This window comes from Paenibacillus sp. CFBP13512 (assembly GCF_005233705.1).
In the GTDB taxonomy this organism is placed as follows: domain Bacteria; phylum Bacillota; class Bacilli; order Paenibacillales; family Paenibacillaceae; genus Saccharibacillus; species Saccharibacillus nuruki.
In genome coordinates, this window is record NZ_QGAD01000001.1 from 471,536 (window position 1) to 497,415 (window position 25,880).

18 protein-coding genes, 1 riboswitch and 1 other annotated feature are annotated in these 25,880 nt (G+C 40.1%); of the genes, 2 read left to right on the plus strand and 16 right to left on the minus strand.

Annotated elements, in window-relative coordinates:
• Window positions 1-175: 175 nt before the first annotated feature.
• The 6 genes from dnaK to lepA all read right to left on the minus strand — a co-directional run bounded on the left by dnaK (window position 176) and on the right by lepA (window position 8,272).
• The gene (gene dnaK, locus PaeCFBP13512_RS02085; RefSeq protein ID WP_069329848.1) at window positions 176-2,020 is read right to left on the minus strand and encodes a molecular chaperone DnaK; all 1,845 of its coding nucleotides are present in this window, start codon (window positions 2,018-2,020) and stop codon (window positions 176-178) included.
• Between the two features lie 93 nt (window positions 2,021-2,113).
• Window positions 2,114-2,719, minus strand: coding sequence for a nucleotide exchange factor GrpE (grpE, locus tag PaeCFBP13512_RS02090; protein ID WP_137220787.1), 606 nt, complete (start codon window positions 2,717-2,719; stop codon window positions 2,114-2,116).
• A 61-nt stretch (window positions 2,720-2,780) separates the two neighbouring features.
• Window positions 2,781-3,812, minus strand: coding sequence for a heat-inducible transcriptional repressor HrcA (gene hrcA, locus PaeCFBP13512_RS02095; protein WP_069329850.1), 1,032 nt, complete (start codon window positions 3,810-3,812; stop codon window positions 2,781-2,783).
• A 187-nt stretch (window positions 3,813-3,999) separates the two neighbouring features.
• On the minus strand, window positions 4,000-4,470 hold the full coding sequence (locus PaeCFBP13512_RS02100) for an N-acetyltransferase (RefSeq protein ID WP_069329851.1): 471 nt from the start codon (window positions 4,468-4,470) through the stop codon (window positions 4,000-4,002).
• Between the two features lie 586 nt (window positions 4,471-5,056).
• The gene (gene hemW / locus PaeCFBP13512_RS02105; RefSeq protein ID WP_069329852.1) at window positions 5,057-6,247 is read right to left on the minus strand and encodes a radical SAM family heme chaperone HemW; all 1,191 of its coding nucleotides are present in this window, start codon (window positions 6,245-6,247) and stop codon (window positions 5,057-5,059) included.
• Between the two features lie 210 nt (window positions 6,248-6,457).
• Window positions 6,458-8,272, minus strand: coding sequence for a translation elongation factor 4 (lepA, locus tag PaeCFBP13512_RS02115; RefSeq protein WP_069329853.1), 1,815 nt, complete (start codon window positions 8,270-8,272; stop codon window positions 6,458-6,460).
• 221 nt (window positions 8,273-8,493) lie between these two features.
• On the opposite strand from lepA, the gene rpsT reads away from it, so the two are divergent.
• Window positions 8,494-8,766: a 30S ribosomal protein S20 gene (gene rpsT / locus PaeCFBP13512_RS02120; RefSeq protein ID WP_069329854.1), complete on the plus strand. Its 273-nt coding sequence runs from the start codon at window positions 8,494-8,496 to the stop codon at window positions 8,764-8,766.
• Between the two features lie 267 nt (window positions 8,767-9,033).
• On the opposite strand, the gene holA is transcribed toward rpsT, so the two are convergent.
• The 10 genes from holA to PaeCFBP13512_RS02170 all read right to left on the minus strand — a co-directional run bounded on the left by holA (window position 9,034) and on the right by PaeCFBP13512_RS02170 (window position 23,264).
• Window positions 9,034-10,053, minus strand: coding sequence for a DNA polymerase III subunit delta (holA, locus tag PaeCFBP13512_RS02125; RefSeq protein ID WP_137220789.1), 1,020 nt, complete (start codon window positions 10,051-10,053; stop codon window positions 9,034-9,036).
• Between the two features lie 118 nt (window positions 10,054-10,171).
• A complete protein-coding gene (locus PaeCFBP13512_RS02130) occupies window positions 10,172-11,575 on the minus strand; it encodes an anti-sigma factor family protein (RefSeq protein WP_137220790.1) in 1,404 nt (467 codons plus the stop codon).
• On the minus strand, window positions 11,572-12,120 hold the full coding sequence (locus PaeCFBP13512_RS02135; protein WP_069329857.1) for an RNA polymerase sigma factor: 549 nt from the start codon (window positions 12,118-12,120) through the stop codon (window positions 11,572-11,574). Before PaeCFBP13512_RS02135 ends, PaeCFBP13512_RS02130 begins: the two co-directional genes overlap by 4 nt.
• A gap of 308 nt (window positions 12,121-12,428) precedes the next feature.
• Window positions 12,429-15,095, minus strand: a complete 2,667-nt coding sequence (locus PaeCFBP13512_RS02140; RefSeq protein ID WP_161594189.1) for a DNA internalization-related competence protein ComEC/Rec2 — start codon at window positions 15,093-15,095, stop codon at window positions 12,429-12,431.
• 198 nt (window positions 15,096-15,293) lie between these two features.
• Complete coding sequence (locus PaeCFBP13512_RS02145; protein ID WP_275094475.1) at window positions 15,294-15,797, minus strand: deoxycytidylate deaminase; 504 nt, start codon at window positions 15,795-15,797, stop codon at window positions 15,294-15,296.
• Between the two features lie 21 nt (window positions 15,798-15,818).
• Window positions 15,819-16,502 (minus strand): ComEA family DNA-binding protein, encoded by a 684-nt coding sequence (locus PaeCFBP13512_RS23445; RefSeq protein WP_241669245.1) that lies wholly within the window; start codon window positions 16,500-16,502, stop codon window positions 15,819-15,821.
• Window positions 16,503-16,571: 69 nt separating this feature from the next.
• Window positions 16,572-19,013: a leucine--tRNA ligase gene (leuS, locus tag PaeCFBP13512_RS02155; protein WP_137220792.1), complete on the minus strand. Its 2,442-nt coding sequence runs from the start codon at window positions 19,011-19,013 to the stop codon at window positions 16,572-16,574.
• 115 nt (window positions 19,014-19,128) lie between these two features.
• Window positions 19,129-19,410, minus strand: a binding site (T-box leader).
• 57 nt (window positions 19,411-19,467) lie between these two features.
• Window positions 19,468-20,721, minus strand: coding sequence for an MFS transporter (locus PaeCFBP13512_RS02160; RefSeq protein ID WP_137220888.1), 1,254 nt, complete (start codon window positions 20,719-20,721; stop codon window positions 19,468-19,470).
• 70 nt (window positions 20,722-20,791) lie between these two features.
• Complete coding sequence (locus PaeCFBP13512_RS02165) at window positions 20,792-22,264, minus strand: FGGY-family carbohydrate kinase (RefSeq protein ID WP_137220793.1); 1,473 nt, start codon at window positions 22,262-22,264, stop codon at window positions 20,792-20,794.
• Window positions 22,236-23,264, minus strand: coding sequence for a 2-hydroxyacid dehydrogenase (locus PaeCFBP13512_RS02170; protein WP_137220794.1), 1,029 nt, complete (start codon window positions 23,262-23,264; stop codon window positions 22,236-22,238). The genes PaeCFBP13512_RS02165 and PaeCFBP13512_RS02170 overlap by 29 nt, the downstream gene beginning before the upstream one ends.
• A 245-nt stretch (window positions 23,265-23,509) precedes the next feature.
• Window positions 23,510-23,601: riboswitch (SAM riboswitch) on the minus strand.
• A gap of 222 nt (window positions 23,602-23,823) precedes the next feature.
• On the opposite strand from PaeCFBP13512_RS02170, the gene PaeCFBP13512_RS02175 reads away from it, so the two are divergent.
• Window positions 23,824-25,875, plus strand: a complete 2,052-nt coding sequence (locus PaeCFBP13512_RS02175; protein ID WP_137220795.1) for a molybdopterin oxidoreductase family protein — start codon at window positions 23,824-23,826, stop codon at window positions 25,873-25,875.
• The last annotated feature ends 5 nt before the right edge of the window (window positions 25,876-25,880 follow it).

Consider the following 25,880-nt stretch of genomic DNA (forward strand, 5'->3'; position numbering starts at 1 on the left):
TCACACAGTATTCAAGTGTATCCTTATAAACAAACGAAAGTCAAAGCACGGGATGCCCCGGCTTTGACCTTCCCACTTCATAAATGTTATTTATTCCGTGCTGTGGTATAGATATTTTGCTTTGCAAAAATCTTTCTCTTATTACACTTTGTTGCACTTATAATGCCAAGTGCTATTACTCTTTATCTTTTTTCTCGTCTTCGTCAACCACTTCGTACTCAGCGTCAACAACGTTATCTTTTTGAGTTGTTGTGCCTTCAGCACCTTCAGCTGCTTGACCTTCTTGTGCAGCTTGCTCATACAATTTAACAGCAAGAGCTTGAGCCACTTCGCTTAGCGCTTCTGTAGCAGATTTGATTGCTTCTACATCGTCGCCTTCCAAAGCAGTTTTCAATGTTTCTTTCGCTGCATTTGCTTTTTCAACTTCAGCCGCATCTGCTTTTTCGCCAAGATCTTTGATTGTTTTTTCAACAGAGTAGATCAATTGGTCACCACTGTTTTTAACTTCAACCAATTCTTTACGTTGACGATCTTCGTCAGCATGAAGTTCAGCATCTTTCATCATGCGTTCAACTTCATCATCGCTCAAACCGCTAGAAGAAGTGATCGTGATTTTTTGGCTCTTACCTGTGCCTTTATCTGTAGCAGACACGTTAACAATACCATTCGCATCGATATCGAAAGTAACTTCGATTTGCGGTACGCCACGAGGAGCAACAGGAATATCACCCAACATGAAACGACCCAATGTTTTGTTACCTGCTGCCATTTCGCGTTCACCTTGAAGGACATGGATTTCTACGCTTGTTTGGTTATCAGCATATGTGGAATATACTTGTGATTTACTTGTAGGGATCGTTGTATTACGCTCGATCATTTTGGTAAATACGCCACCTGCTGTCTCAATACCAAGAGACAATGGAGTTACATCCAACAAGACAACGTCTTTAACGTCACCAGTCAAGACACCTGCTTGTACAGCAGCACCCAATGCTACAACTTCATCCGGGTTAACGCCTTTATGAGGATCTTTACCTGTTAATTTTTTAATTGCTTCTTGTACAGCTGGAATACGTGTAGATCCACCAACCAATACAATTTTATCGATTTCGCTAGCGCTTAGACCAGAGTCTTTGATCGCTTGACGAGTAGGTCCAAGTGTACGCTCAACCAATGGAGCAGCTAATTCTTCGAATTTAGCACGAGTTAAGTTTACTTCTAAATGCTGAGGTACGCCATCTACAACAGTGATAAACGGAAGAGAAATGGTTGTTGTTAATACACCAGACAATTCTTTTTTCGCTTTTTCAGCTGCATCTTTTAGACGTTGTACTGCTGCTTTATCTTTGCTCAAGTCCAAGCCTTGATCTTTTTTGAATTCACTTACCAAATAGTCGATAACCACTTGGTCAAAGTCATCACCACCAAGGTGATTGTCACCACTGGTTGCTTTTACTTCAAAGAATCCGTCGCCTAGTTCAAGGATCGATACGTCAAACGTACCGCCACCAAGGTCATAAACAAGGATCGTTTGATCTTCTGATTTCTCCAAACCGTAAGCTAAAGCTGCTGCTGTAGGCTCGTTGACAATACGTAGTACTTCAAGACCTGCAATTTTACCAGCATCTTTAGTAGCTTGACGTTGGCTATCGTTAAAGTAAGCAGGAACAGTGATAACGGCTTGAGTTACTGTTTGACCCAAGTATGCTTCTGCATCTGATTTTAATTTTTGCAAAATCATTGCTGAAATTTCTTGTGGGCTGTAGCTTTTCTCATCGATCGATTCTTTGTGATCTGTACCCATATGACGTTTGATAGAGCTGATAGTACGGTCAGGGTTAGTGATGGATTGACGTTTTGCTGTTTCACCAACAATACGCTCACCGTCTTTTTTGAAACCTACAACAGAAGGAGTTGTACGTGCACCCTCTGGATTTGGGATAACGACAGCTTCGCCGCCTTCCATTACTGCTACACATGAATTTGTTGTACCTAAGTCAATACCAATTACTTTACTCATCGTAAAACTTCCTCCTAGCATCTATTTAATATATTTTTAAAATGTTGGTAATTATCAATGTACAAAAAGAATATAGCCAATTAAAAGTTTGTATTAGCTACTTACTTTAACCATTGCCGGGCGAAGTACTTTATCTTTCAGTACATAACCTTTTTGTAATTCTTCAACAACGATACCTTCTTCATGCTCGTCAGACTCAACTTGCATTACGGCTTGGTGAAGTTCAGGGTTGAATGGTTGCCCTACAGCGTCCATTTGTGTCAAGCCTGCTCCTTTAAGCACTTCGTCTAATTGACGGAAGATCATATCAATACCTTTGTTAAATGATTCCAACTCAGGGCTTTCTGGCTTAGTTGCCATTGCGCGTCCAAAGTTATCAACAACCGGAATCAACTCGGTAATCAATTGCTCGGAAGCATATTTCGCCAAGTTTTCTTTTTCTTTCTGTGTACGACGACGGAAGTTATCAAAATCCGCTTGAGCACGTAGAACACGTTGTGTCTGCTCGTCTAGTTGCGCCTGTACACGTTCTAATTCAGCTTTGGATACCATTTCATCAGAACCCATATCGGCTGTTGTAGAACCTTCTGTTGCCTCAGGAGCAGGTACTTCCCTCTCTACCGCTTCAGTTTCTGTATGATTAACCGGGATTTCTTGCTCCGATTGATTATTTTCTTGAAAGGATTGCTCTTTATTCAAGATTGTTCACCTCCTTAAAATACTTAAATACAGATCATTATTTATATTGAAATAGTATCTACTAACGATACCAGTGATTCAAAATTTTAGTCATATCACGAGATAACACATTTAAAATACCGATTACTTTGGCATATTCCATTCGTGTAGGTCCCAGTATACCAATCGTTCCTAACGATTCGCCATTCACTTCATACGTAGCTGTAATCAGACTACAATTTTCAAACGCTTCATGTCGATTCTCTGTACCTATACGTACTTGAATACCATTTGGTGCCGAAGCTTCTGTAATTATTTTGGAAAGTGTCGGTGTTTCTTCTAACAAATCAAGAATACTTTTCACTTTATCCATATCTTTGAATTCCGGTTGGATCAGCATATTGGTTGCACCGCTCAAGAAAATCTTCTGTTCTTGATCTTGATCAAATGCAGCATTCAGTGTGCTCATTACTTCTTCATAATGATTCATATGGCGCTGCATCTCTTCACCAATTTCGGAAAAGATACGTGATTTTAATTTATACAGAGGCACACCAATCAATTTGCTATTTAGTAAGTTGACGACTTGTTCCAAATCGGAAACAGCTACACCTTCTGGAATACTGATTTTACGATTTTCAACTTGTCCGGTATTCGTAACTATAATCGCAAGTGCCGTCTGGTCATCCAGTGAGATTAACTGAAAATGACGTAATGATGTATTAAACACTTCAGGCCCTAATAGAATCGAAGTATAGTTTGTCATATGGGACAAAACCATCGCAGCATGTTGTATAACCTGCTCTGCTGCTGTTAATTTCTCTGTAAAAAATTGTTTGAGTTCTTTAACATCTGAAGCGCCTACCGGTTGAAAAGGAGTCAGATGATCCACATAATAACGATATCCTTTATGAGAAGGAATACGTCCAGCTGAAGTATGCGGCTGTTCTAGAAAACCTAACTCTTCTAGATCCGCCATTTCATTCCGAATCGTAGCCGGGCTGTATTGCACATCGCCACGCTTGGATATACTACGGGACCCGACAGGCTCTGCCGAACGAATATAATCATCCACTATCGCATTTAGAATCATCTTTTGACGCTCGGTTAACATGTAGTTCCCTCCTTCTAAACATATCCAGTTTGATATCAATCCAAGTTCATTCTGCTCTATCATCGTTAGCACTCAATCAACATGAGTGCTAACGACTAATACAAAAATACCAAACTGACTCGATTATTGTCAAGTTAGTTTGGCTGATTTTTAATATATATTTGATGAATATGCTTACTTTTTTTGATTATACGGCAATAACTTTCAACACAGCAATTTCATCGCAGCAATGTTGTTTGGGACAATGCACACAATCCGTCCATACCTTTTCAGGGAAAATGCTGGTATCTACGACTTCAAATCCATTCTTTTTGAAAAAAGAAACTTCATACGTTAATGCCATCACTTTAGGCAATTTTCTAGCTGCTGCATGTTCAAGCAGAGTATCGACTAACTTTGAACCTATTCCTTGACCTTTATGTCCATCTGAAATACCCAACGAACGAATCTCAACCAAATCTTTGCCTAATTGACAAAGTGATCCACAACCGACTAATTCATTATCGATTTCAGCGACAACAAAATGTCTCAATTGACGTTGCAATGCCTCACGAGAACGGGGAAGCATAATCCCTTGCTCGGCATAACCTGCAATCATCTGATACAGTGGCTCTACATCTTCAAGTACTGCTGCTCTACAAGTAACTACGGCAGGCATATAGCTTTCCTCCTCATGAGGTAATGCGGATCAATCGGTATAATTTAGCGATTTTCTTATCATCCGTATAACCGTTTCATTTTTTAGTTTAGATTTTCATTCATTTATTTTTAAAATAGCTTTGATTTGAAATAGAAATATTTATTTGAATTTGGTTTGTAAACTGTAGCTATTATGCTACAAATTTGAATCTTATAAGAGAATACGTATAAATATACATTAAGATGAATGATATTTCAATAGATTTTTAGAAGAAAAAGATATAAATATTATCGGACAAACACTCTATTTTTCTTTATAGCTAAATTCTTTATATTCTACCTATTTCGAGATGATGTTCATATTTTCTATATTAAAGCGTAGATATACAAGTATTTTCTTTGTATCCTTGCTTATGCTTTTGCTATACTTGTACAACAGACTTCAAATGAATGTAATAGGTTATATACCATTTAACCAAATGAGTACTAATTATTCATGTCACTGCATAATTTTTATGTTATTTTCGATTTTATGATCTACTTTTATGTAAAATACAAACAAAAAACCTGAAGAATTTCTCTTCAGGTTCTTAATTTAATGAATATTATTTTGCAGTTTCTGCTTCTTGTACTAGACTGCCTACAAATTCACCGAACACATCATTACCAAACAGCAGACCTTTTTCGCTTAATTTATACCCTTCTGCTGTAGGTTCTATCAATGCTAGACGTAACAATTTCTCAATTTGTGGGCGGAAAATATCATCTAGCTGTGCTCCGTTAAATTGACGAACAAAGCGTTCTTTGGAGACACCTTGTAATAACCGCAGACCCACCATCATAAAGTCTTCCATTGCTTCTTCACGATCCACTTCAAAATGTTCTAATCGTGGTAAGCCTTTCATAGCCGCTTCATTGTAAGGATTCACGCCTTTAATATTCATATGACGCTTACCTCCTACATAACCATGTGCTCCTGCTCCAAGACCGTAATAATCTTCATTATGCCAGTACGTAGTATTATGCCGACTACTATAACCCGGTTTGGCAAAGTTACTGATTTCATACTGCTCGTAACCGGCTTTTTTCATCCGCTCCATCAGAAGCAAATACATATTCAACTCATCATCTTCATCAGGTAAAGGAAGTTGGTTTTTTTGGAACATGGTATGGAACAATGTGTTTTCTTCCACTTTTAAGCTATAAATTGAATAATGAGGCAAATCCAATTCTAGCGCACGATCAATACTGTACGACAGCATCTCAAGTGTCTGATTCGGCAAACCAAACATCAAATCAATCGATAGATTATTTAGCCCCACTTTACGTGCATTTTCCAGACTGCGATACACATCATCAATATTATGAATACGTCCGATACCCGTTAACAGCTCATTTTGAAAAGCCTGTACGCCAAAGCTTACTCGATTGACGCCGCCTGCTTTCATGATTGCCATTTTTTCCAAATCCGTTGTACCTGGATTGGCTTCCATCGTAAATTCTATATTTTCTGACCAATTTGGAAAATGCTTACGGATCGATTGTAAAAAGTATTCCATTTCATCGTTTTTGAGAACGGTTGGTGTTCCGCCGCCGACGAAAATCGTATCAATGACTCCGGGTGGAGTCTGTTGTACTGTATATTCCATCTCACGTTCTAACGCCCGTAAATAATCCATTACCGGCTGATCTTTAAGAACATAAGAATTAAAGTCGCAGTAAAAACACTTATTGGTGCAAAAAGGAATGTGCATATAGATCGCACGGGGCGCGTCGTTTTGTACATTACTATTCATGACTCTTTTCCTCCCCGTTTGTGGATAGTTGGTAGTGCCCAGCACTTATGGTGCCAATTGCTAGGACAAAAGGGAAAGCCTTGCGGCTCTCCCCGAATGATCCTAGTATTGCAGTTGTGGTAAAAAAACTAAACGAACGTAAGATATTTTGCTTTGCAAAAATCACTTTTGATTCAAATAGAGAAAGTCACGCTTATATTGCCAAGCGCTTTAATCATCAATTTTCAGTACTGCCATAAATGCTTCTTGAGGCACTTCGACATTACCGACTTGTTTCATCCGTTTTTTACCTTCTTTTTGCTTGTCTAGCAATTTACGCTTACGTGAAATGTCACCGCCATAACATTTAGCCAATACGTTTTTACGCATCGCTTTAACGGTTTCGCGGGCAACAACTTTGGTTCCTACTGATGCTTGGATCGGAATCTCAAACATTTGGCGAGGAATCAATTCACGTAATTTTTCACAAATAATCCGTCCACGATGATAAGCACGCTCACGGTGAACGATAAAGGACAAGGCATCAACTTGCTCGCCGTTTAGCAAAATATCCATTTTTGCCAAGTTCGACTTACGATATCCAGACACTTCATAATCAAATGAAGCATATCCTTTAGTACTTGATTTCAATTGGTCAAAAAAGTCATATACGATCTCTGACAAAGGTACTTGGTACGTAATCGTTACACGTGTAGTATCCAAGTATTCCATGTTGATAAATTCGCCACGCTTGTTCTGACACAATTCCATGACTGTACCTACATAATCATTCGGTACAATAATAGATGCTTTCACATAAGGCTCTTCTACATATTCGATTTTACCCACTTCTGGATAGTTCGAAGGGTTATCAATCGTCATGACATCGCCATTGGTCAATGTTACTTTGTAAATAACACTTGGAGCCGTTGTAATCAATGGAATATTGAACTCACGCTCAATACGCTCTTGAATAACATCCATATGCAGAAGTCCTAAGAATCCACAACGGAATCCAAAACCTAATGCACTTGAAGATTCAGGCTCAAAACTTAGCGATGCATCATTTAATTGCAATTTTTCCAACGCTTCACGTAGATCGATATAATCGGATGATTCGATTGGATACAATCCGCAATATACCATCGGATTGATTTTACGGTAACCTGGTAAAGGTTCTAGCGTAGGATTTTTAGCATCGGTTACCGTATCACCGACACTGGTATCGCCAACTGTTTTGATCCCGGCAACGATAAATCCTACATCTCCAACATTCAATTCATCGACTATCGCCATACGTGGCATAAATGCCCCTACTTCGATAACTTCGAATTCTTTTCCTGTTGCCATCATTTTAATTTTGGAACCTGATTTGATTTTGCCATTAATGACACGAATATAGACAATAACGCCTTTATACGGATCATAATGAGAATCGAAAATCAATGCTTTAAGCGGCTCATTCGGATCACCTGTAGGTGCAGGAACTTTTTGTACAATCTGCTCTAAGATGTCTTTAATCCCGATTCCTGCTTTGGCAGAAGCCAGTACAGCATCGCTTGTGTCCAGTCCAATAACATCTTCTACTTCTTTCTTCACCCGTTCAGGATCAGCACTAGGAAGATCGATTTTGTTGATGACTGGCAAAATTTCTAAATTGTTATCTAACGCTAAATACACATTAGCTAACGTCTGAGCTTCGATACCTTGCGCCGCATCGACGACAAGCAAAGCGCCTTCACAGGCTGCCAGACTACGAGATACTTCATACGTGAAATCGACGTGTCCCGGTGTATCAATCAGATTCAGCAGATACTCCACACCATCATCTGCTTTGTACACAAGACGAACGGCTTGTAATTTGATCGTGATTCCACGTTCACGTTCCAAGTCCATTTGATCAAGTACTTGTGCTTGCATCTCACGCGAAGTGAGCGCGCCTGTATATTCCAAAATACGGTCAGCCAAAGTGGATTTACCGTGGTCTATATGCGCAATGATTGAGAAATTACGAATTTTTTGTTGTCTTACTGACATATCAGTCATGCCTTACCCCCAACACAAGCCTGAAATATACTGCTGATTATTGAAAAAAATCAACAATCCCATTAATCCATTTATTATAGCAGTTGAGCGATTTTACAGCAATCCCACATCTCAAATATCATTGACTATAGTCAATAATGGTATTGCATTTGATTAGGGTACATGATAGAATATTTAAAGTTGTGAAGAATACGTATATGCTCTACAGGAGGTGAATGTAATTGCCTAACATTAAATCCGCGGTGAAACGTGTAAAAACTAATGAAAAACGTCGTATGTTGAATGCTTCTCACAAGTCTGCTCTTCGTACAACAGTTAAAGCTGCTGATACTGCACTTGTGAATACTGATGTAGAAGCTGCAAAAGCTGCTGTAATGGCCGCTTCTAAGAAGCTTGATAAAGCTGCTACTAAAGGTCTTGTCCACAAAAATGCGGCTGCTCGCAAAAAATCTCGTTTGGCTAAAAAACTAAACGCGATTTCTAGCCAAGGCTAAATTTCGTGCAACAGATTGTTGAATGTATTCACAATCTGCATATAATAAACCCCTGCATCGGCCATTCCGAGCAGGGGTTTATTTTGTTAGTTTGCTAGGGTGAGCTTGGGATACTGATACTATCCATGCACATCTACTTTTTATATTTACCAAAATATGATTGTAACAAAAAAAGGCTGCACCACAGATAATATACATTCTGGGTAAGCCTTTTTTGTGTGAAATAAGATAAATTTATGATAAACAGTAGTGCCTACCTCAAAAGGATCAAGCTCCTAAACGCAACAAAAACATTTCTAACCCTAATACTTTGTCAATCGCGCCTGTTTTCATCTGATAATCCAATCTACCCAAATGTGCTAAAATCGAGCGTAATTTCTGACTATCAAATTTACGAGCTTGTTCACCGGCTAACTTAACGACATAAGGATGTAGGCTCAGTTGAGAAGCCATCTGTTGTTGCGAATAATTCTGCACCGCTAGCTCTTTCACCTGCAACATAATCCGAAATTGACGAGCAATCAGAGCCGCAATCTTGATCGGTTCTTCACGCTGTTTCAGTAGATCATAAAAAATAGTCAATGCTTGTTCTAAACGAACAGCTGCAATCTGTTCTACTAAAGCAAACACATTTTGCTCTGTACTGCGCGCAACAAGGTGCTGTACATCTTCTACCGTGATGACACCGCCTTTGCCAGCGTGTAAGCATAACTTGTCCATCTCGGCAGCTAGAATACCCAATCCAGTACCCGCAGACTGTACAAGTGCTTCTGCGGCTGTTGTAGAACATTCGCATTCTAACTTTTTGGCATGACGAATCAACCATTGTAACAATTCATCTGCACCCATTGGTTGAAAAGGCAATATACATGCTGATGATGATTTAAGCGCTTTGACAATTTTTTTGCGCTCATCTAACTTTTCGCCCTGTACCCAAAAAATAATAATGCTATATTCAGCGGGGTGTTCCATGTAGCGAAGTAAAGAATCGATGCGATGCTCGATTTTGGTATCTTTGCCTGCTGTTAGTACAGAAGAATCTCTGACAATCATTACTTTACGAGGCACCATAAAGGGAATCTCTTCTGCTTCTTCGATAACGGTCTCTAGCGGTGTTTCTGCAAGATCATATTGAGCTAGAGCAAAATCTTTATGCTCGGGTTCAATTAATTGCGAAGTTGCAAAATCAATAAACTCACGAATACGATATTTTTCATTGCCATAACATACATAAATAGCGGCTGGATTATTATTTTTAATTTCTTTACTTGCTGTTTTTAAGTCCATCTTCCGTCCCCCCCAAGTTCGTCCTTTTTATTTTAACGGAAAAAGGAGCGTACGACAAAGAACTTTCCTAAATACTCGGAAAGTTCTTAATTTACACTTGTTATCATGTACATTGATGTTATTGAAGTCCAGCTGTAGAAAGTTTATACCATTTGGTTTTGCCTTCTTTAGCTACTTGATAATTAAATGCTTTGCCGTCTTTAGTCCATTGACCATTTAACCAGGTACCATCAATTGTAGCTGTAGCAACAACTGTGCGACCATTAATATTGTTTTTGGATAGGCTATCCAATCTCAACGTATTAGATGTAGTTAATACAACTGCAAATTGCGAAGTGGGAGATACCCATTCTTGCTCTTGCTGTATGGTATTGGTACTAAATGAACGAAGCTTATCGTCTTTAGGTTTAGCATCTGTTTCTGGTGCTATACTATACGTTTTTGGTGCAACATCACTATCGGATGTATCCGGTGTAGTACTAGAAGCATTATCTTTAGACGATGAACTATCTTTGGACGAACTATCATCTGCACTTGATTTGGGTGCTACTGTAGATGAAGATTCATCGTTATTTGCTGTACTTGGGGTAGTGCTGTCTGACGATTTGGAACTGTTCGAAGAACTACTATCTGTTGTTCCTGAATCGGTTCCTGTTGCAGATGATGATTCGCTTGTGCCACTACTATCGGTATTCGGCGCAATTTCTTGCTGTTTCATCAACTGATCTTGATTACTGCTTGGGTCACTGCTCGAACTCGGCGGACTTGCTTCTGGTCCAGTCTGGGAACTTGCTGGAGGATTGCCTCCCTTGTTGCCTGAAGAAGGAGTGCTTTCCTGGCTAGTGCCTGTACCTGTATCAGGAGTCGCTTTATCTGGCGGTGTCGCTTGTGAATCTAGTGTTCCACTGTCAGGCACCGTAGTTTCTGGTGATTGATCCGACTGTGATTGTGTATTACTTTCAGGTGAAGTTGTTGATTCAGGCGTATTTGTTACAGGTGCTTGTAAGGTAGCATCTTGTTCAGCATTGGATTTCGCTGCGCCTTTTTCTTGCTCTGCTGCTTGTTGTTCCATACTGATACTGGTTGGTGCTTGTCCTGCATCTGAAAGTGTTTTGGGTTCGTATGTTGCAATCGACACTCCAAGAATAACACCAGCAGCGACTAGCCCACCGATCGTACGTACAGGCAGACGATCTCTCCAAGAACTTCGCTGTCTACGACGTTCAGTGAATTCATCTTTACTTTCATGTTGCGGTTCCATAATGCCGATATCAGAAGCAATCTCAGCACGACGTTCTGCATCGATATCATCTAAAGTAGGCAATATAGAATCGACTAGACTAAACCGGGGCTTAACATCTGGTAATTTCTCAAGCTGTAAAGATAAAGCGCTCATTATTCGAAATGTATCCGCATCATCAGGATTATTATCGATATGGCGGAACAGGATATCAGCATCTTCCTCGCTTAGATCACCGTCCAAATAGCGGTTCATCCATTCTTCCGCTACTTCACGTTTCATCCAGTCACTCCTCCTTTCTCATAATCTGCAAGCAGACTCTGTAATTGTTGACGGGCACGAAACAAATACGATTTCACAGTATTCAATGGCAAATCAAGACAATCTGCTATTTCGTTATAGGATAAATCTTGAATATAACGGAGTACAATCACGGTTCGGTGATGCTCTGGTAGTTGATTAATCGCTTCGCGTACATCTTCTGATGTATAAGCACGCATAACATCATGCTCTACATTATCGCGACCTTCAAAAATCATTTCATGTTCATCGATCGAGACCGTTGGTTTGTTACGTCTAAATTTATCAATACATACATTTGTCACGATTCGTTGTACCCATGTTTTAAATTGTGCTTTTTCTTCATAGGAACCGATTTTGGTATAAATACGGATCAAAGCTTCCTGAGCCGCGTCTAGAGCATCTTGTTCATTATTTAAAATGTAATATGCCGTTTTGTAGACATGATGTTCTATCTCTCTTAATAGGGTGATTAGAGCATCCCGGTCTCCCGCTTGGGCGGCCTTGATGAGTCCCTGCTCCACCACGGAGGATCCCCCTCTCCTTACAACTATTCAGACGTAAAGAGTTGCCTAATAGTTGCAGTTATTTTCAAATTAATTTTAATTAATTGATTCATTTGAATAATTAGTGGTCTACGCGCTTTATCTTGCATTACGGAAAGATGTGAACTCTGGTGTTATAAAGATTTACCCTATGTAGGATTCATCCGAATCGAATGTCAAGATGTAAACGGTTCAAGACTGTATTTAGAATAACAGAAACACTTGTATTCGTCATCCCGACAGTTAGTATGGATTAGAATACACGTCTAAAGAAAGGCTGTAATGGAGGATTAAGGTAAAGGAAACATCACTCGCTCTAACATGTCTCCATCGGGTGTCACTTGAATCTGTATTTCTCCTTGCAGATCTGTACGAGCAACTTCCGAGTCTACTTGCTCTATCCGTTGCAATACTTCTTCTGTAGGATGACCGTAGGTATTTGTAGCTCCTACTGAAATGACAGACAAATGGGGTTGCCAGTAGTGTAACCATTCACTAGAAGACGATGTTTTGCTACCATGATGACCAATTTTGAGCACATCAATAGGAAATGTCGATTCGGTTCGTGATGCTGCAAACGCTGAGTTAGATTCAAACGTAGACGACTGCTGAAGATGATATAATATGCCTTGCTCTTCTGCTTGATCAGCGTCTCCTGTAAATACAAAGTTACGCTTATTCATGGTCAGCAAAAATACAACCGAATAATGATTTTGATTTTCTTCACGTGGTAATCCTTTGAGCTGATTATTCTTTCCTTGATGTAATGATTCAGGAGCTAAAAAGGTCAATGTAGTCTGATCGTCGATCTGTAATTCACTACCCGGTGTAGGTGTAATTAAAGGAATCTGTTGATCTAATAGCGTCTTCATCAATGGATTCAAGCTATCTCCATCTGGCAATGTGCCATTAAAAATAAAATGATTAACCGGAATCTGCTTCACTACAGCAGGTAATCCTCCTGCATGGTCATGATCGCCATGTGTTAAAAGAACCGCATCTAATTGATGTATCCCTCGCTTTTTGAGCAATGGAACCAGTAGCTTATTACCAATCTCATACGGATTTTTGCGTTTTCTCCATTCTTGTCCCGGACGTTCAAATGTCATTGTACCGCCACCATCCACCAAGATCTGCTTTCCTTGTGGAGTCGTAATCAAAATACTATCGCCTTGCCCTACATCTAAATATTGAACGATTCCGTTACCTGAAGTGGTCGGCTGAATATAACCATAGATGATCAAAATAGTGACTAAACATCCACTGATCCAACAAGCGATATATCTTCGCTTGATCCATGGAGATTGATAAGATACGGCATGCCATTTAGAATGTATAGTCTTTAAAGGCTGTGTGATTGCAGATTGTAGATCCGTTGAATGATCCGAAGAATCAGCATGTGCTGACTGTTCTCGAAATTTCCACTGTATAATACTTTGATTACAGCGCAATCCTATATAAAGCAGTACGTAATATAATAAGATCCATAACATAGAAGGCGAATACCAGATCGTTAACATGCCGGGTATAACATCGATCCAATCTACCAGATGAAATGTCCATGTGTTGATCCATGAGACTCCATTTCCAAGACTATTCGCTATAGGCAACCATACATAACTAAGAGCAAGTACGATAGATCCGATCGGCAATACAATCAAGCTTACAATCGGAACCAAGATGAAGTTAGCCACCGAGGATAATATAGAAAACTGATTAAAATAATAAATGGTTAAAGGAAACGAGATCAGCTGTGCTACCCATGTTACAGCTATCGCTCCTGCCCATTTGGACGGTATCTTTTGAAGTAAAGGTTGAACTAAAGGCACAAAAATAATTAATCCCGCTGTTACGATAAAAGATAATTGAAAGCTCACATTCAGCAAATAATAAGGTTCATAGATTAACATTCCTATACAAGCAGCACATAGTATATGCAGTCCATCTTTGAGGATGCCACGGCTAAGTGCATATAGACCAATCATGCCCATAATACCTGCACGGACAGCAGATGGAGAAGCTCCTGTTAATAAGACATAGATAGGAAGAAGCACAATCACAATCAAACAAGCCCGTTCTCTGGTCACTCTCATCTGGCGTAACAGCCATAATAAAATAGCTGTATAAATGGCTACATGCAATCCAGATATTGCCAGAATATGCGTTAATCCTTGTCTGGAAAAAGAAGCAAATGTTTCAGGATCCAGATCACCCGAGTCTCCGATCAACAATCCTTTCATATATCCGCGATCATGATCATCAAATAATGCATCAATGCGTGCTCCAAGATCCGCTCGAACCTGATCGTTATAACGCAGCAGTTCCCATTTCCATTGTGTTATTTTGGATAATGGCAATGTCGTCTTTTCCAGTGAATGGGCACCTTTTGTGCTAATGATCCAATGGACGTATTGTGTACGTAGATAATCTCTGTAGTTAAACGTATTAAAATTACGAGCTTCTCCGGGTACTTTCCATACACCTTGAATCTGTATCTGATCTCCTCGTTGCCACAAAGCCGCTGTTTGCAATTCGGATTCTTTTGCTAATTTGAGTTGAATTCTTACTTTTTCTGGTGTAGCCAGTGATTGATCTTTTTGAAAATGATATGTATTCATCAAAAAAGTAACTAGATCACCATCTATTTTGATAGGGCTAATAATGATACCACTACTTTGAACCGGTTGATCGATCATCTGTGATGCTTGAACTTGAAGGGTAGAAGGGATTCTGCTGATATTATTCACTTCATTCCAGTGCCAGTAAAGTAGCGCAATCAACATAACAGAACCTAGAATAATGATCGAACGTCGATTTTCCGGTAATAACAGATAACTTGAGCATAAAATCAGACTTAACCCTGCAAGTACCCACCCTATATATTCACTGGTTAGACAAGCGATCATACTGCCTCCAACCCATACTGCACATAATGCGACAAGTGGACGTGTTTGCAATCCTGTTCTCTCCGTTCTTGATTTATTGTGTTCAAAAGAACTATTTTTCAAGACCATCTCGCCCTCTACGCACAAAAAAAGAACCATTACCTGTATAAGTTCACACGCATCTTCAACAGATGTGGTGTACTTACAAGATAATGGTTCTTCCATATATCGTTCCCTAATTTGCGATGAGGGCAGATGAATCTTATGAAATTAGCTGATCACTGTGGTGTCAGGTGGTGGATTATAATGATCCAACTGACGGAAAATAATGCCTTTTTGCTTCATCATAGCTGTCACTTTACGTGTATCTTTGGGATAAGGACGATAATAGACGATCTCGATAATCCCACTATTGGCTAACATATTCGCACATGTCCAGCACGGTTCGTCTGTAACATACACTACTGAACCTTCACGGTCAGCACGATCGGTAAAAAGGAGTAAATTCTGTTCGGCATGAATGGTGCGAATACAACGTTGCTTTTTGACCATTGTTTCTACACCATCCACTTTGACCAGTTCTACTTCTTCTGAGATCATACAACCATCTTCAGAACAATCCGGTACACCCATCGGTGCTCCATTATATGCGGTACCAAGTAACTTTTTCCCTTGTACTAAGACTGAACCGACATGACGACGCGGGCATCGTGAACGTGTCGAGACCATATGAGCAATATCCATAAAATACGTATCCCAATCTTTACGTACCAATCTTACTCCCCCTTATATCCCCTAAAGCTGTACATAAGGCAACATCTTCGCTAACATTTTGCTACCGATTCCTTTGACATTATCCAATTCATTGACACTGCCAAAAGCTCCATGTGTATTCCGATAATCGATAATCGCCTGTGCTTTCTTTTCCCCGATGCCAGGTAATTCAGTCAGTTCCGACAAACTGGCACGATTAATGCTAATCCGACCATCTTGCACACTAGCAGATGACTCAACCGTCGTTGATACAGGTTCAGTCTGCGGTGAGCTTGAACCTGTAGACGCTGCTGAGTTCATTGAAGTTGTGGTGGATCGTTTCTCACGGGTAGAAGCAGGTTCAGTTGTGATACCCTCAGCAGCTACCTCAACCGCACTCTCTTTGAGAGAAGCTGTTGCAGAAGTCGGTTCATCTCTGGAACGATCTCCTAAGTTGATTGGTGTAGCTATTGATTCTTGTGAAGCAGAATCTTTCGTTTTGGGAGCAACTGTCTGATCTTCTGTAAGTGAAGCTTGTGCTTGTTCATTTAAAGCTGTCCATTTCGTTTCTTGATCACTGGATTGTAAAGTGCCGAACCCAATCAATCCTACACCAAGTACAGCGGACACTACCGCTGTCCATATGATATCCCGTCTCATAATTACACCTCTGCCGTCGGGACTCCAGTACATTACCGGAATCCCGGTAATAGACTCCCATCGCATAGGAGATTAAACGATTTTACTGTTAAATCAATTCATCCTATCGTAGTTAATCTATTCACTGGTTCGTGATTAGTTAGCTACAATATTTACTAATTTCCCAGGTACAGCAATGACTTTACGAACGGTTTTACCTTCGATAGCTTGTTGCACGGTTTCTAAAGACAATGCCGATTCTTCCATGGCTTTGGCATCCAAGTCTTTTGCAATTTTGTTACGTTGTACAATTTTGCCGTTCACTTGAATCACAATTTCCACTTCAGATTCTGTTGTCCATTGCTCATCAAATGTAGGCCATTCCACATACGTAATACTGCCTTCATGACCCAAACGAGTCCACAATTCTTCAGCGATATGCGGAGCAAGTGGAGATAACAATTGTACAAACTTCTCCATCAAATCGCGTGGCAATACTTCGGTTTTGTAAGCATCATTTACAAAGATCATCAACTGACTAATCGCTGTATTGAAACGAAGTCCGTCTAAGTCTTCGGTTACTTTTTTGATCGTTTTGTGAGCGGTACGTTTGAAAGCTTCATCACCTTCACCGTTAGTGATCTTCGGATTCAATTGTCCTTCATCATTGATAAATAGACGCCATACACGAGATAAGAAGCGGTACATGCCTTCTACACCATTTTCATTCCAAGGCTTCGTTGCTTCCAGTGGTCCCATAAACATTTCATATAGACGTAATGTATCTGCGCCATATTCATTGACGATATCATCTGGATTAATCACGTTACCACGAGATTTACTCATTTTCTCGTTATTATTACCTAAAATCATGCCCTGATTCACAAGTTTTTGGAAAGGCTCTTTCGTATCGACTACACCGATATCGTATAGTACTTTATGCCAGAAACGAGCGTACAACAAGTGAAGAACAGCGTGCTCTACACCGCCGATATATAGATCAACAGGTAACCATTCTTTTTGCTTCTCTGGTGAACACAAAGCATCATCATTGTGTGGATCGATATAACGCAAGTAATACCAGCAACTACCTGCCCACTGTGGCATTGTATTTGTTTCACGGCGTGCTTTCATTCCTGTTTCAGAATCAATCGTTTCTACCCAGTCCGTGATATTAGCGAGTGGTGATTCGCCTGTACCTGAAGGTTTGATTTGATCAATATCAGGAAGCAATAAAGGCAATTCAGATTCAGGAACAGTTTTCATTGTCCCATCTTCTAAATGCAAAATAGGAATAGGCTCTCCCCAGTACCGTTGACGGCTGAACAACCAATCACGTAGACGATAAGTGACTTTGCCTTGTCCTTTGCCACTTTCTTCAAGCCATGCAATCATTTTAGCAATCGCATCGGTTGTATTTAATCCATTTAAGAAATCAGAATTTACATGTTCGCCTTCGCCTGTGTACACTTCTTCTTGTACACTACCACCAGCTACCACTTCTTTAATTTCCAAATTGAATTTCTTCGCAAATTCCCAGTCACGAGCATCATGGGCAGGAACAGCCATAATAGCGCCTGTACCATAACCTGCAAGAACATAATCAGCGATCCAGATTGGTAATTTTTCTCCGCCTGCTGGATTAATCGCATAAGCACCTGTAAATACGCCTGTTTTATCTTTTGCCAAATCAGTACGCTCCAGATCACTCTTATGCGTTGCTTGGTCTTGATAAGCTTTGACAGCCGCTTTTTGTTCAGGTGTTGTAATCAGATCTACTAATTCGTGTTCAGGAGCTAATACGCAGTATGTTGCACCGAATAATGTATCTGCACGAGTTGTAAATACCGTTAGATTCTTATCTGTACCTTCGATATCAAAATGAACTTCTGCACCGACAGATTTGCCGATCCAGTTACGCTGCATATCTTTGATACTTTCTGTCCAATCCAATTCTTCCAAATCATCTAACAGACGCTCTGCGTATTCAGTGATGCGTAACACCCATTGACGCATCGGTTTGCGGACAACCGGATGTCCTCCACGTTCACTTTTGCCATCAATAACTTCTTCATTCGCAAGTACTGTTCCTAATGCTTCACACCAGTTCACAGCTACTTCGTCTACATAAGCAAGCCCTTTATTATACAGTTGGATAAAGATCCATTGTGTCCATTTGTAATACTGTGGATCGGTTGTACTGATCTCACGATCCCAATCATAAGAGAAACCTAGTGATTTAATTTGACGACGGAAATTATCAATATTTTTGAATGTAATATCACGAGGATGTTCACCTGTATCCATCGCGTATTGTTCTGCCGGTAGACCAAAAGCATCCCAGCCCATTGGGTGAAGAACATTAAAACCACGCATCCGTTTGTAACGAGAAACGATATCTGTTGCTGTATACCCTTCAGGATGCCCTACATGTAGTCCTGCTCCAGATGGGTAAGGGAACATATCCAAAGCATAAAATTTTGGCTTACCTGGTTCTTCTTGTGTTTTAAATGTTTTGTGCTGATCCCAATATCCTTGCCACTTTGGTTCGATCTGCTGTGGATGATAACCGGGTTGAGCTGTTTTTGAATCTGTCATCAATGTGTCCTCCTTCGGTCTTAAAGACCGTTTGTGTCTGTGGTGTAGATTAATTTCGTTCTGTTTTACTGCGCATATGCGACAAAAAAACCTCTCATCCATAGCGCATAATATCGCTAGGGACGAGAGGTTGTGTCTCGCGGTACCACCCTAGTTAGTGAACAAGCATACTTTGCTATCCACTCACTTAGTTGCCTGATAACGGTAGGAAGCCGATGTCGTTCAGAACTATCATAACAACGCTGACTATGTATCGCTAACGATCACAGCGTGCCATATATTCTTGCAACATATCTCCAAGGTGAGTTCATACCAGCATCATATCGACTTGCACCACCCGTCGACTCTCTATCATTACATGCTTACTGATATTACTATTCCTTTTCACTGAGCATTGTATTATAAAATATAACAATAGTTCTATTTTAAAAAATTCACCTGTGAAAGTCAATGATTACGCAATATTCTCTTGCACTTTGCGTTTGCCTGCTAATTTGGCGGCATCTTCTTCGGGTGTTGTAATAAATTTGGTAATAATTGCGCTGATAAAATAAAGGATAGCAAATATCCATACGACCCCTTCTGCACCGATCGTACCAATAAAAGCAAAAGCAATTGCAGGCGCAATAAATGCAGATAACCCCGCACCTAGATTGACGATCGACATGGCAGGCCCTTTGTTTCCACCTGCAACCGATGGAGCGAGTGCAGCGATTGGAACATAACCGGCTAACAATCCACCCCAGATAAATCCAACAATCGTTGTAATCCACAAATTACCGTTCGTCCATTCAGGGACATAGAATAGTAATAATGTGAAAATTCCACATCCCACTCCACCAAACCACATCACCGTCTGTCTCCAACCAAACTTATCACCGATAATCCCGAATAGTAGATTGAATACGATATTACCTAAGAAAATCGTTCCCCAAATATTGAGCCATGTACCGGTTTGTATACCGTACTGTGCCATATGTAATGGTAAAAATACAGGGAATCCGTAAGAACCTACACTATTGATAACCCGTACGATCCCACTCAATCCGACTTTGGGATGCGTTTTGACAATGGTTAAGCCTTTGCCGAGTTCACGTAATGTTTCACGGGCATTGCCTGCTTTTTTTGGTAAGCGATCACGATTGATTAACAAAGCAAAAATAGCTCCGATTCCTGCAAGCACTACAGCACTCCATAATGTCTGCATATACCCTAGATGTTTGATTGCATAACTGGAATAATAAGCTCCCAAAACAAACATACCTCCGGAATAAGCGACCCAGAACCAACCAATCGCAGTACTTAATTTATTTTCAGGACTACGATAAGTGACCCATGTTAAAAAGGAATACGCAAATAATGGATATCCGAATCCTTTGACAGCATACGTTAACAACATTATTGGATAGTTCAAATCAGTGATGCCAAAAGTGATAAAAGCAGACGTACCGATTACATAAGCGATAAATCCAATCAACATCGACTTCTTCGCTCCAAATGCTTCTAAAAATACGCCTGAGAACCATGAAGCTATTGCAAGAGTGACTCCGTATACAGTAAATAGTAGACTGGCTTGTTGTACACTAAGTCCTCGTTCAACCAAATAAGGGCTTAACCAACCTGCTTCTAACCCATCTCCCATCATAAAAATCAATACTCCGAGATAGCCCCAGACTAGTGTTTTGGGGATACCGACTCGATCCAATATATTCATACTCCACACTCCTTTTCTTTTTTGACTATGGATATTGATGTGTAACATCAAAAGTAATTATTTTTTATCCAGAAGGCGTTGTTGCTGATTCTACTAATTGTAATTGTGCAAAAAAGAGCTGTGCCGCATGCCACTGTTGATAATCTTTTTGCAATTGATCTGAAGATTGAGGATAAAAAGATTCTATCTGTTCTTCTTGCGTTGAATCTATACTCAAAGCTTGATTACAGCTATAAGCGGCACCGACAATAGATGCATGTTCGAACCCAGCACGAATCCGAATTTCTTTGCCCAACAGATCCGCAATACTTTGGATCAGAGTACGGCTTTGTAATCCTCCGCCACATGCCCAGATATACGAACGATCTAGTGCTACCACTTGTGCCAGTTGATCGAAGTTCACTTTGATTGAAAATGCAATCTCATGTAAGGCGGATCTGACAAAATGAGCACGACTTAATTGATCGGATAATGGAGCATCAAATACAAATCCTCCACGTACACGTGCATTTTTGGCAGAAGATAGATAAGAACCTAAGGCTGCAATACATTGACTTTCGCCAAGCGCATCCATCTCTTGCTCCATCACGTCATATCCTTCATTAGGATAGAAAATAGATTGCAATTTCTGATAATTCAAGCCTGTAATGCCTGGATTGGTTTCGATCAAAAATTGATGAGGTGCCGTATACGCATTAATCCATGCTTGCGCTGAATCATCAGTAGTAAATATACTTGTAATCTTAGCGATAGGTGTTGTAGTGCCTGATACGATAACAATATCTTCAGCCTCTGCGCCTGTACTATGAATAGCCAGTTGTGTATCTCCACCACCTACGATCACAGGTGTATCTATAGGTAGATTTAACTCTGCTGCTATAGGGGGTATGACTGTCCCAAGTACACTGCCTGAAGACACCAACTCTGGCAATACAGTAGGTGAGATTCCAAGTACACTACACATCTCGTCTGACCAATTTCCTTGCTCTACATCGTATAAAAGAGTCTCACATGCTTGAGAAGGTTCATAACTTAACGATCCACTGAGCGTATATGTCACCCAATCACTAATACTTGTCAAACGATGTAACCGTTGATACTGCTCTGAACGGCGTTCGCGTAACCCGACTAATTTCATCGCTGAAAATAAAGCAGATGGTGTTCTTCCTGTTCTATGATAAATAGACGATAGATCTGTATACTGTTCTTCCCACTCTCGTCCACGGTTATCAATATTCGGTAATCCTAAATACGATTCTCCTGCTTCGTCGATCAATACAATCCCTTGACGTTGACTAGTCGAAGTAATCGCTGTGATATGAATATCAGGTACTCTAGATAATGCTACCTTCGTCAACCCGGCAATCTGTTCCCACAATACTTCAGGTACAAAGTGACGTGCATCTGGATACTGTTCATCATTATGATAGACAATATCAGCGCGTTCGATCGATAATACGTTCCCATGGATATCAACAACGGCTACACGGGCATTACCTGTACCAATATCAAAGACTAGATAAGCTTGTTGTGTCATTGTTCATATCCTCCAAGATTGCTTTATTGTAGAGCACTTTCACATCGGTCTGCTGATGTTCGAACCAATCAATTAACGCGGTATTCATAATCTCTACATGATGATCTTCTACTTCATAAGTAGCACCTGCTAGATGCGGAATGGCTAATACATTCGGCAATGAAATCAATTCATAATCTTTGGGAAGTGGTGGTTCTTGATCAAATACATCAATAATCGCTCCACGAATCTGATTCTGTTGTAACCGTTCAACCAGTGCATCATGATCTACCACAATCGAACGAGCCGTATTTACAAAAATAGCGTCGCTTTTCATCGATTGTAATAATGTTTTATCGATCAATCCTTTGGTATCTTCAGTGACCGGTAAATGAATTGATATGATATCGCTGGTTGAAAATAACTCCTCTAACGATACTTTCTGATCACGTGGATCTGGGCTTGTCACATAAGGATCGTAATAACGAATATCACAAGGAAAGCTACGTAGAATACCTGCGGTACGCTGAGCTACAGCTCCAAAACCGACCATACCTACGGTTTTCCCTGCTAGTTCATTACCTTTGAATTTGAGATAAGCGGTTAAACTGCCGCTTTGCCATTGTTTGTCTTCCAACCATTGGCTGGATGGAATAATACGACGTAGAAAAGTAATCAGACTGCCTACAACCATTTCTGCTACAGCCTGTGCATTACGGGCAGGCGTATAAAAGACTGGAATACAGTGTTTGGTGGCAACAGGAACATCTACATTGGAAGGTGTTCCCCGGCAGACACCGATAAATTGTAGATTGGGCACCGATTGAATAACTTTTTCAGTCACCAGATCAAGTTCTGCAATCAGTCCATCTGCTTGTGTTTCTTGTAATAAAGAAATTAATTCGTCTTCTTGATAGGCTTGTCCATGATCTTTCCAACAACGATAGATAACTTCTCCAAAAGTATCCGCGAGTTGCTGACGACCTTGCTCGTTATAAGGGGCAGTAATTAATATTTTCATTATTGAATCTCCTTTGGTACACTTAGGTGCAGTGTTATTTAAGTGAAGCTTTAAAGTAAGAAAGTATAAACTTATAGCATGTTCTCCTTTTGATCCAAATGGAAGGATCATTTGAGATATAGATATGATGAGTAAAAGGATAAAATATAAAAAAACCTCTTTCCCAAATCAAGGAAAGAGGTTATCTAAATATTCACTATACTGTTGTATATCTACAAACAGCTAATGCAATAATTCATCCTGCTTTCCTATCTCCCAAGCGATTCAAGCTTGCTGGAATTGGCACGTTTTTGCCGAGGTTTCGTAGGGCCAGTCCCTCCACCTCTCTGGATAGAAAATCTAATGTATGCAGTTGTCGAAAAAACTTGCAAATCAGGATCAGACACGATAAGGTATAAAACATCTAATTTTGTCGAATTCGAAATAATTTTCTTAATTCTAATTAAACCTAGTAAAAAAGTCAACATTAAATCTAAAATTTGATTTATGATAAATACAACATGTACACATCGTATGTATAATTTAAATTGTTTGATGTATTTTGAAAGGAGCTTGGTATATGTCTACTTATATTGATCAACAAGATGGGGTATTTCCTTCTGTCTGCTCACTCGATTGTCCCGATCAATGCGGACTGCTTGTTCATAAAGAAAAGGGTAAAATCGTCAAAATTGCAGGCGATCCTAATCATCCTGTTACTAAAGGCAATATCTGCAATAAAGTTCGCAATATGGCTGAACGTATCTATGATACAAAGCGTCTGACGACTCCGCTTAAACGTGTTGGCGCTAAAGGAGAAGGATCATTTGAGCCTATTTCGTGGGAAGACGCTATCTCTACCATTACATCGAATTGGAAACAAATGATTGCTACATCAGGTCCTGAAAGTATTCTTCCTTACAGTTTCTACGGAAATATGGGTAATCTGTCAGCAGAAGGTATGGATCGTCGCTTTTTCCATCATATGGGTGCAAGTCTATTAGAACGTACGATTTGTACAGCTGCCGGTTCAGCAGGATATAAATATACAATGGGTGGCAGTATCGGTACCGATCCTGAAGATACTGTAGATACACAGCTTTTTATTTTCTGGGGAATCAATGCAGTAAGTACTAATATGCATCAAGTCACTTTAGCTCAACAAGCTCGCAAAAAAGGCGCTAAAGTGATTGTTATCGATGTTCACAAAAATCAAACCGGTCGATCAGCAGATTGGTTTATCCCTATTTTGCCGGGGACGGATAGTGCACTTGCTCTAGGCATGATGCATATTTTATTTGCCGAACATAAAGTAGACCAAGCTTTTATGGAGCAATATACTGTAGGGCATGAACAACTTCGTGAGCATGTGAAACAATACGATCCAGCCACAGTATCTGCGATTACAGGCGTACCTGTCGATGATCTGTATCGTTTAACACGTATGTATGGAGATGCCAGCCCTGCTCTAATTCGCATCGGAAATGGATTACAACATCATGACAATGGTGGTATGAATGTACGTACCATTACGTGTCTGCCTGCGATTACAGGGCAATGGTTAGTACGTGGCGGTGGTGCAATCAAATCCAATACATTCCAGCTTAGCTTTAACGAAGAAGCATTACAGCGTCCAGACTTGCTCATCAATCGCAATACGCGCTCTTTCAATATGAACCAATTAGGTCGTGTATTATTAGAAGAATCTGAACCTGTACAGTCTCTGTATGTGTATAATTCGAATCCTGCTGTTGTCACTCCTGAATCTAGTAAAGTGCGCCAAGGATTAGCGCGTGAAGATTTATTTACAGTGGTTCATGATCTCTTTTTAACCGAAACCGCTAAGTATGCAGATATCGTTTTACCAGCTACATCTGCTTTTGAAAATACAGATTTCTATGCGTCTTACTGGCATCATTATATGCAGATTCAACAACCTGTTATTGCTCGCTATGGTGAAAGTAAATCGAATACTGAAGTCTTTCGCTTACTTGCTACAGCTATGGGGTATGAAGAACAAGCATTACAAGACAGCGATGAACAGTTAATTCGTCAAGCGCTCGATCACCCTGCGAATCCTGCACTTAAGCCGATTACGTATGATTCGTTAGTCCAGCATCAATATGTCAAAGCAGATCGGCAATATATTTTCCCGGATCGCTTACCTACACCTAGCGGTAAGATCGAATTGTATTCTAAAGATATGGAACGTGATGGATTACCTCCATTGCCAACCTATACACCACTTCAAGAACAAGGTACTCATCCTTATATTTTTGTGCCGGGTCCTAATCATAACTTTTTAAATTCAACATTCTCTAATAATGACAAGCATATCGGTCTTGAAAAAACACCGAAGCTATTTATGAATACTACTGATGCACAGAATGCAGGTATCGAAGATGGAGACTGGGTCACCGTCTGGAACGAGCGTGGTTCTTGTGAATTGCTTGCTACGGTAGGTGAACATGTATTACCGGGCGTTGTCGTCAGTCAAGGACTGTGGGCAGATACAGATAACAATCAAGCGACACATCTAGTCAATGCTCTAACACCTGATCGCTTAGCGGATATGGGTGGCGGTGCGACATTCTTTTCCGGTCGAGTCGATGTGATGAAGAAGTCCAGTTAATATTC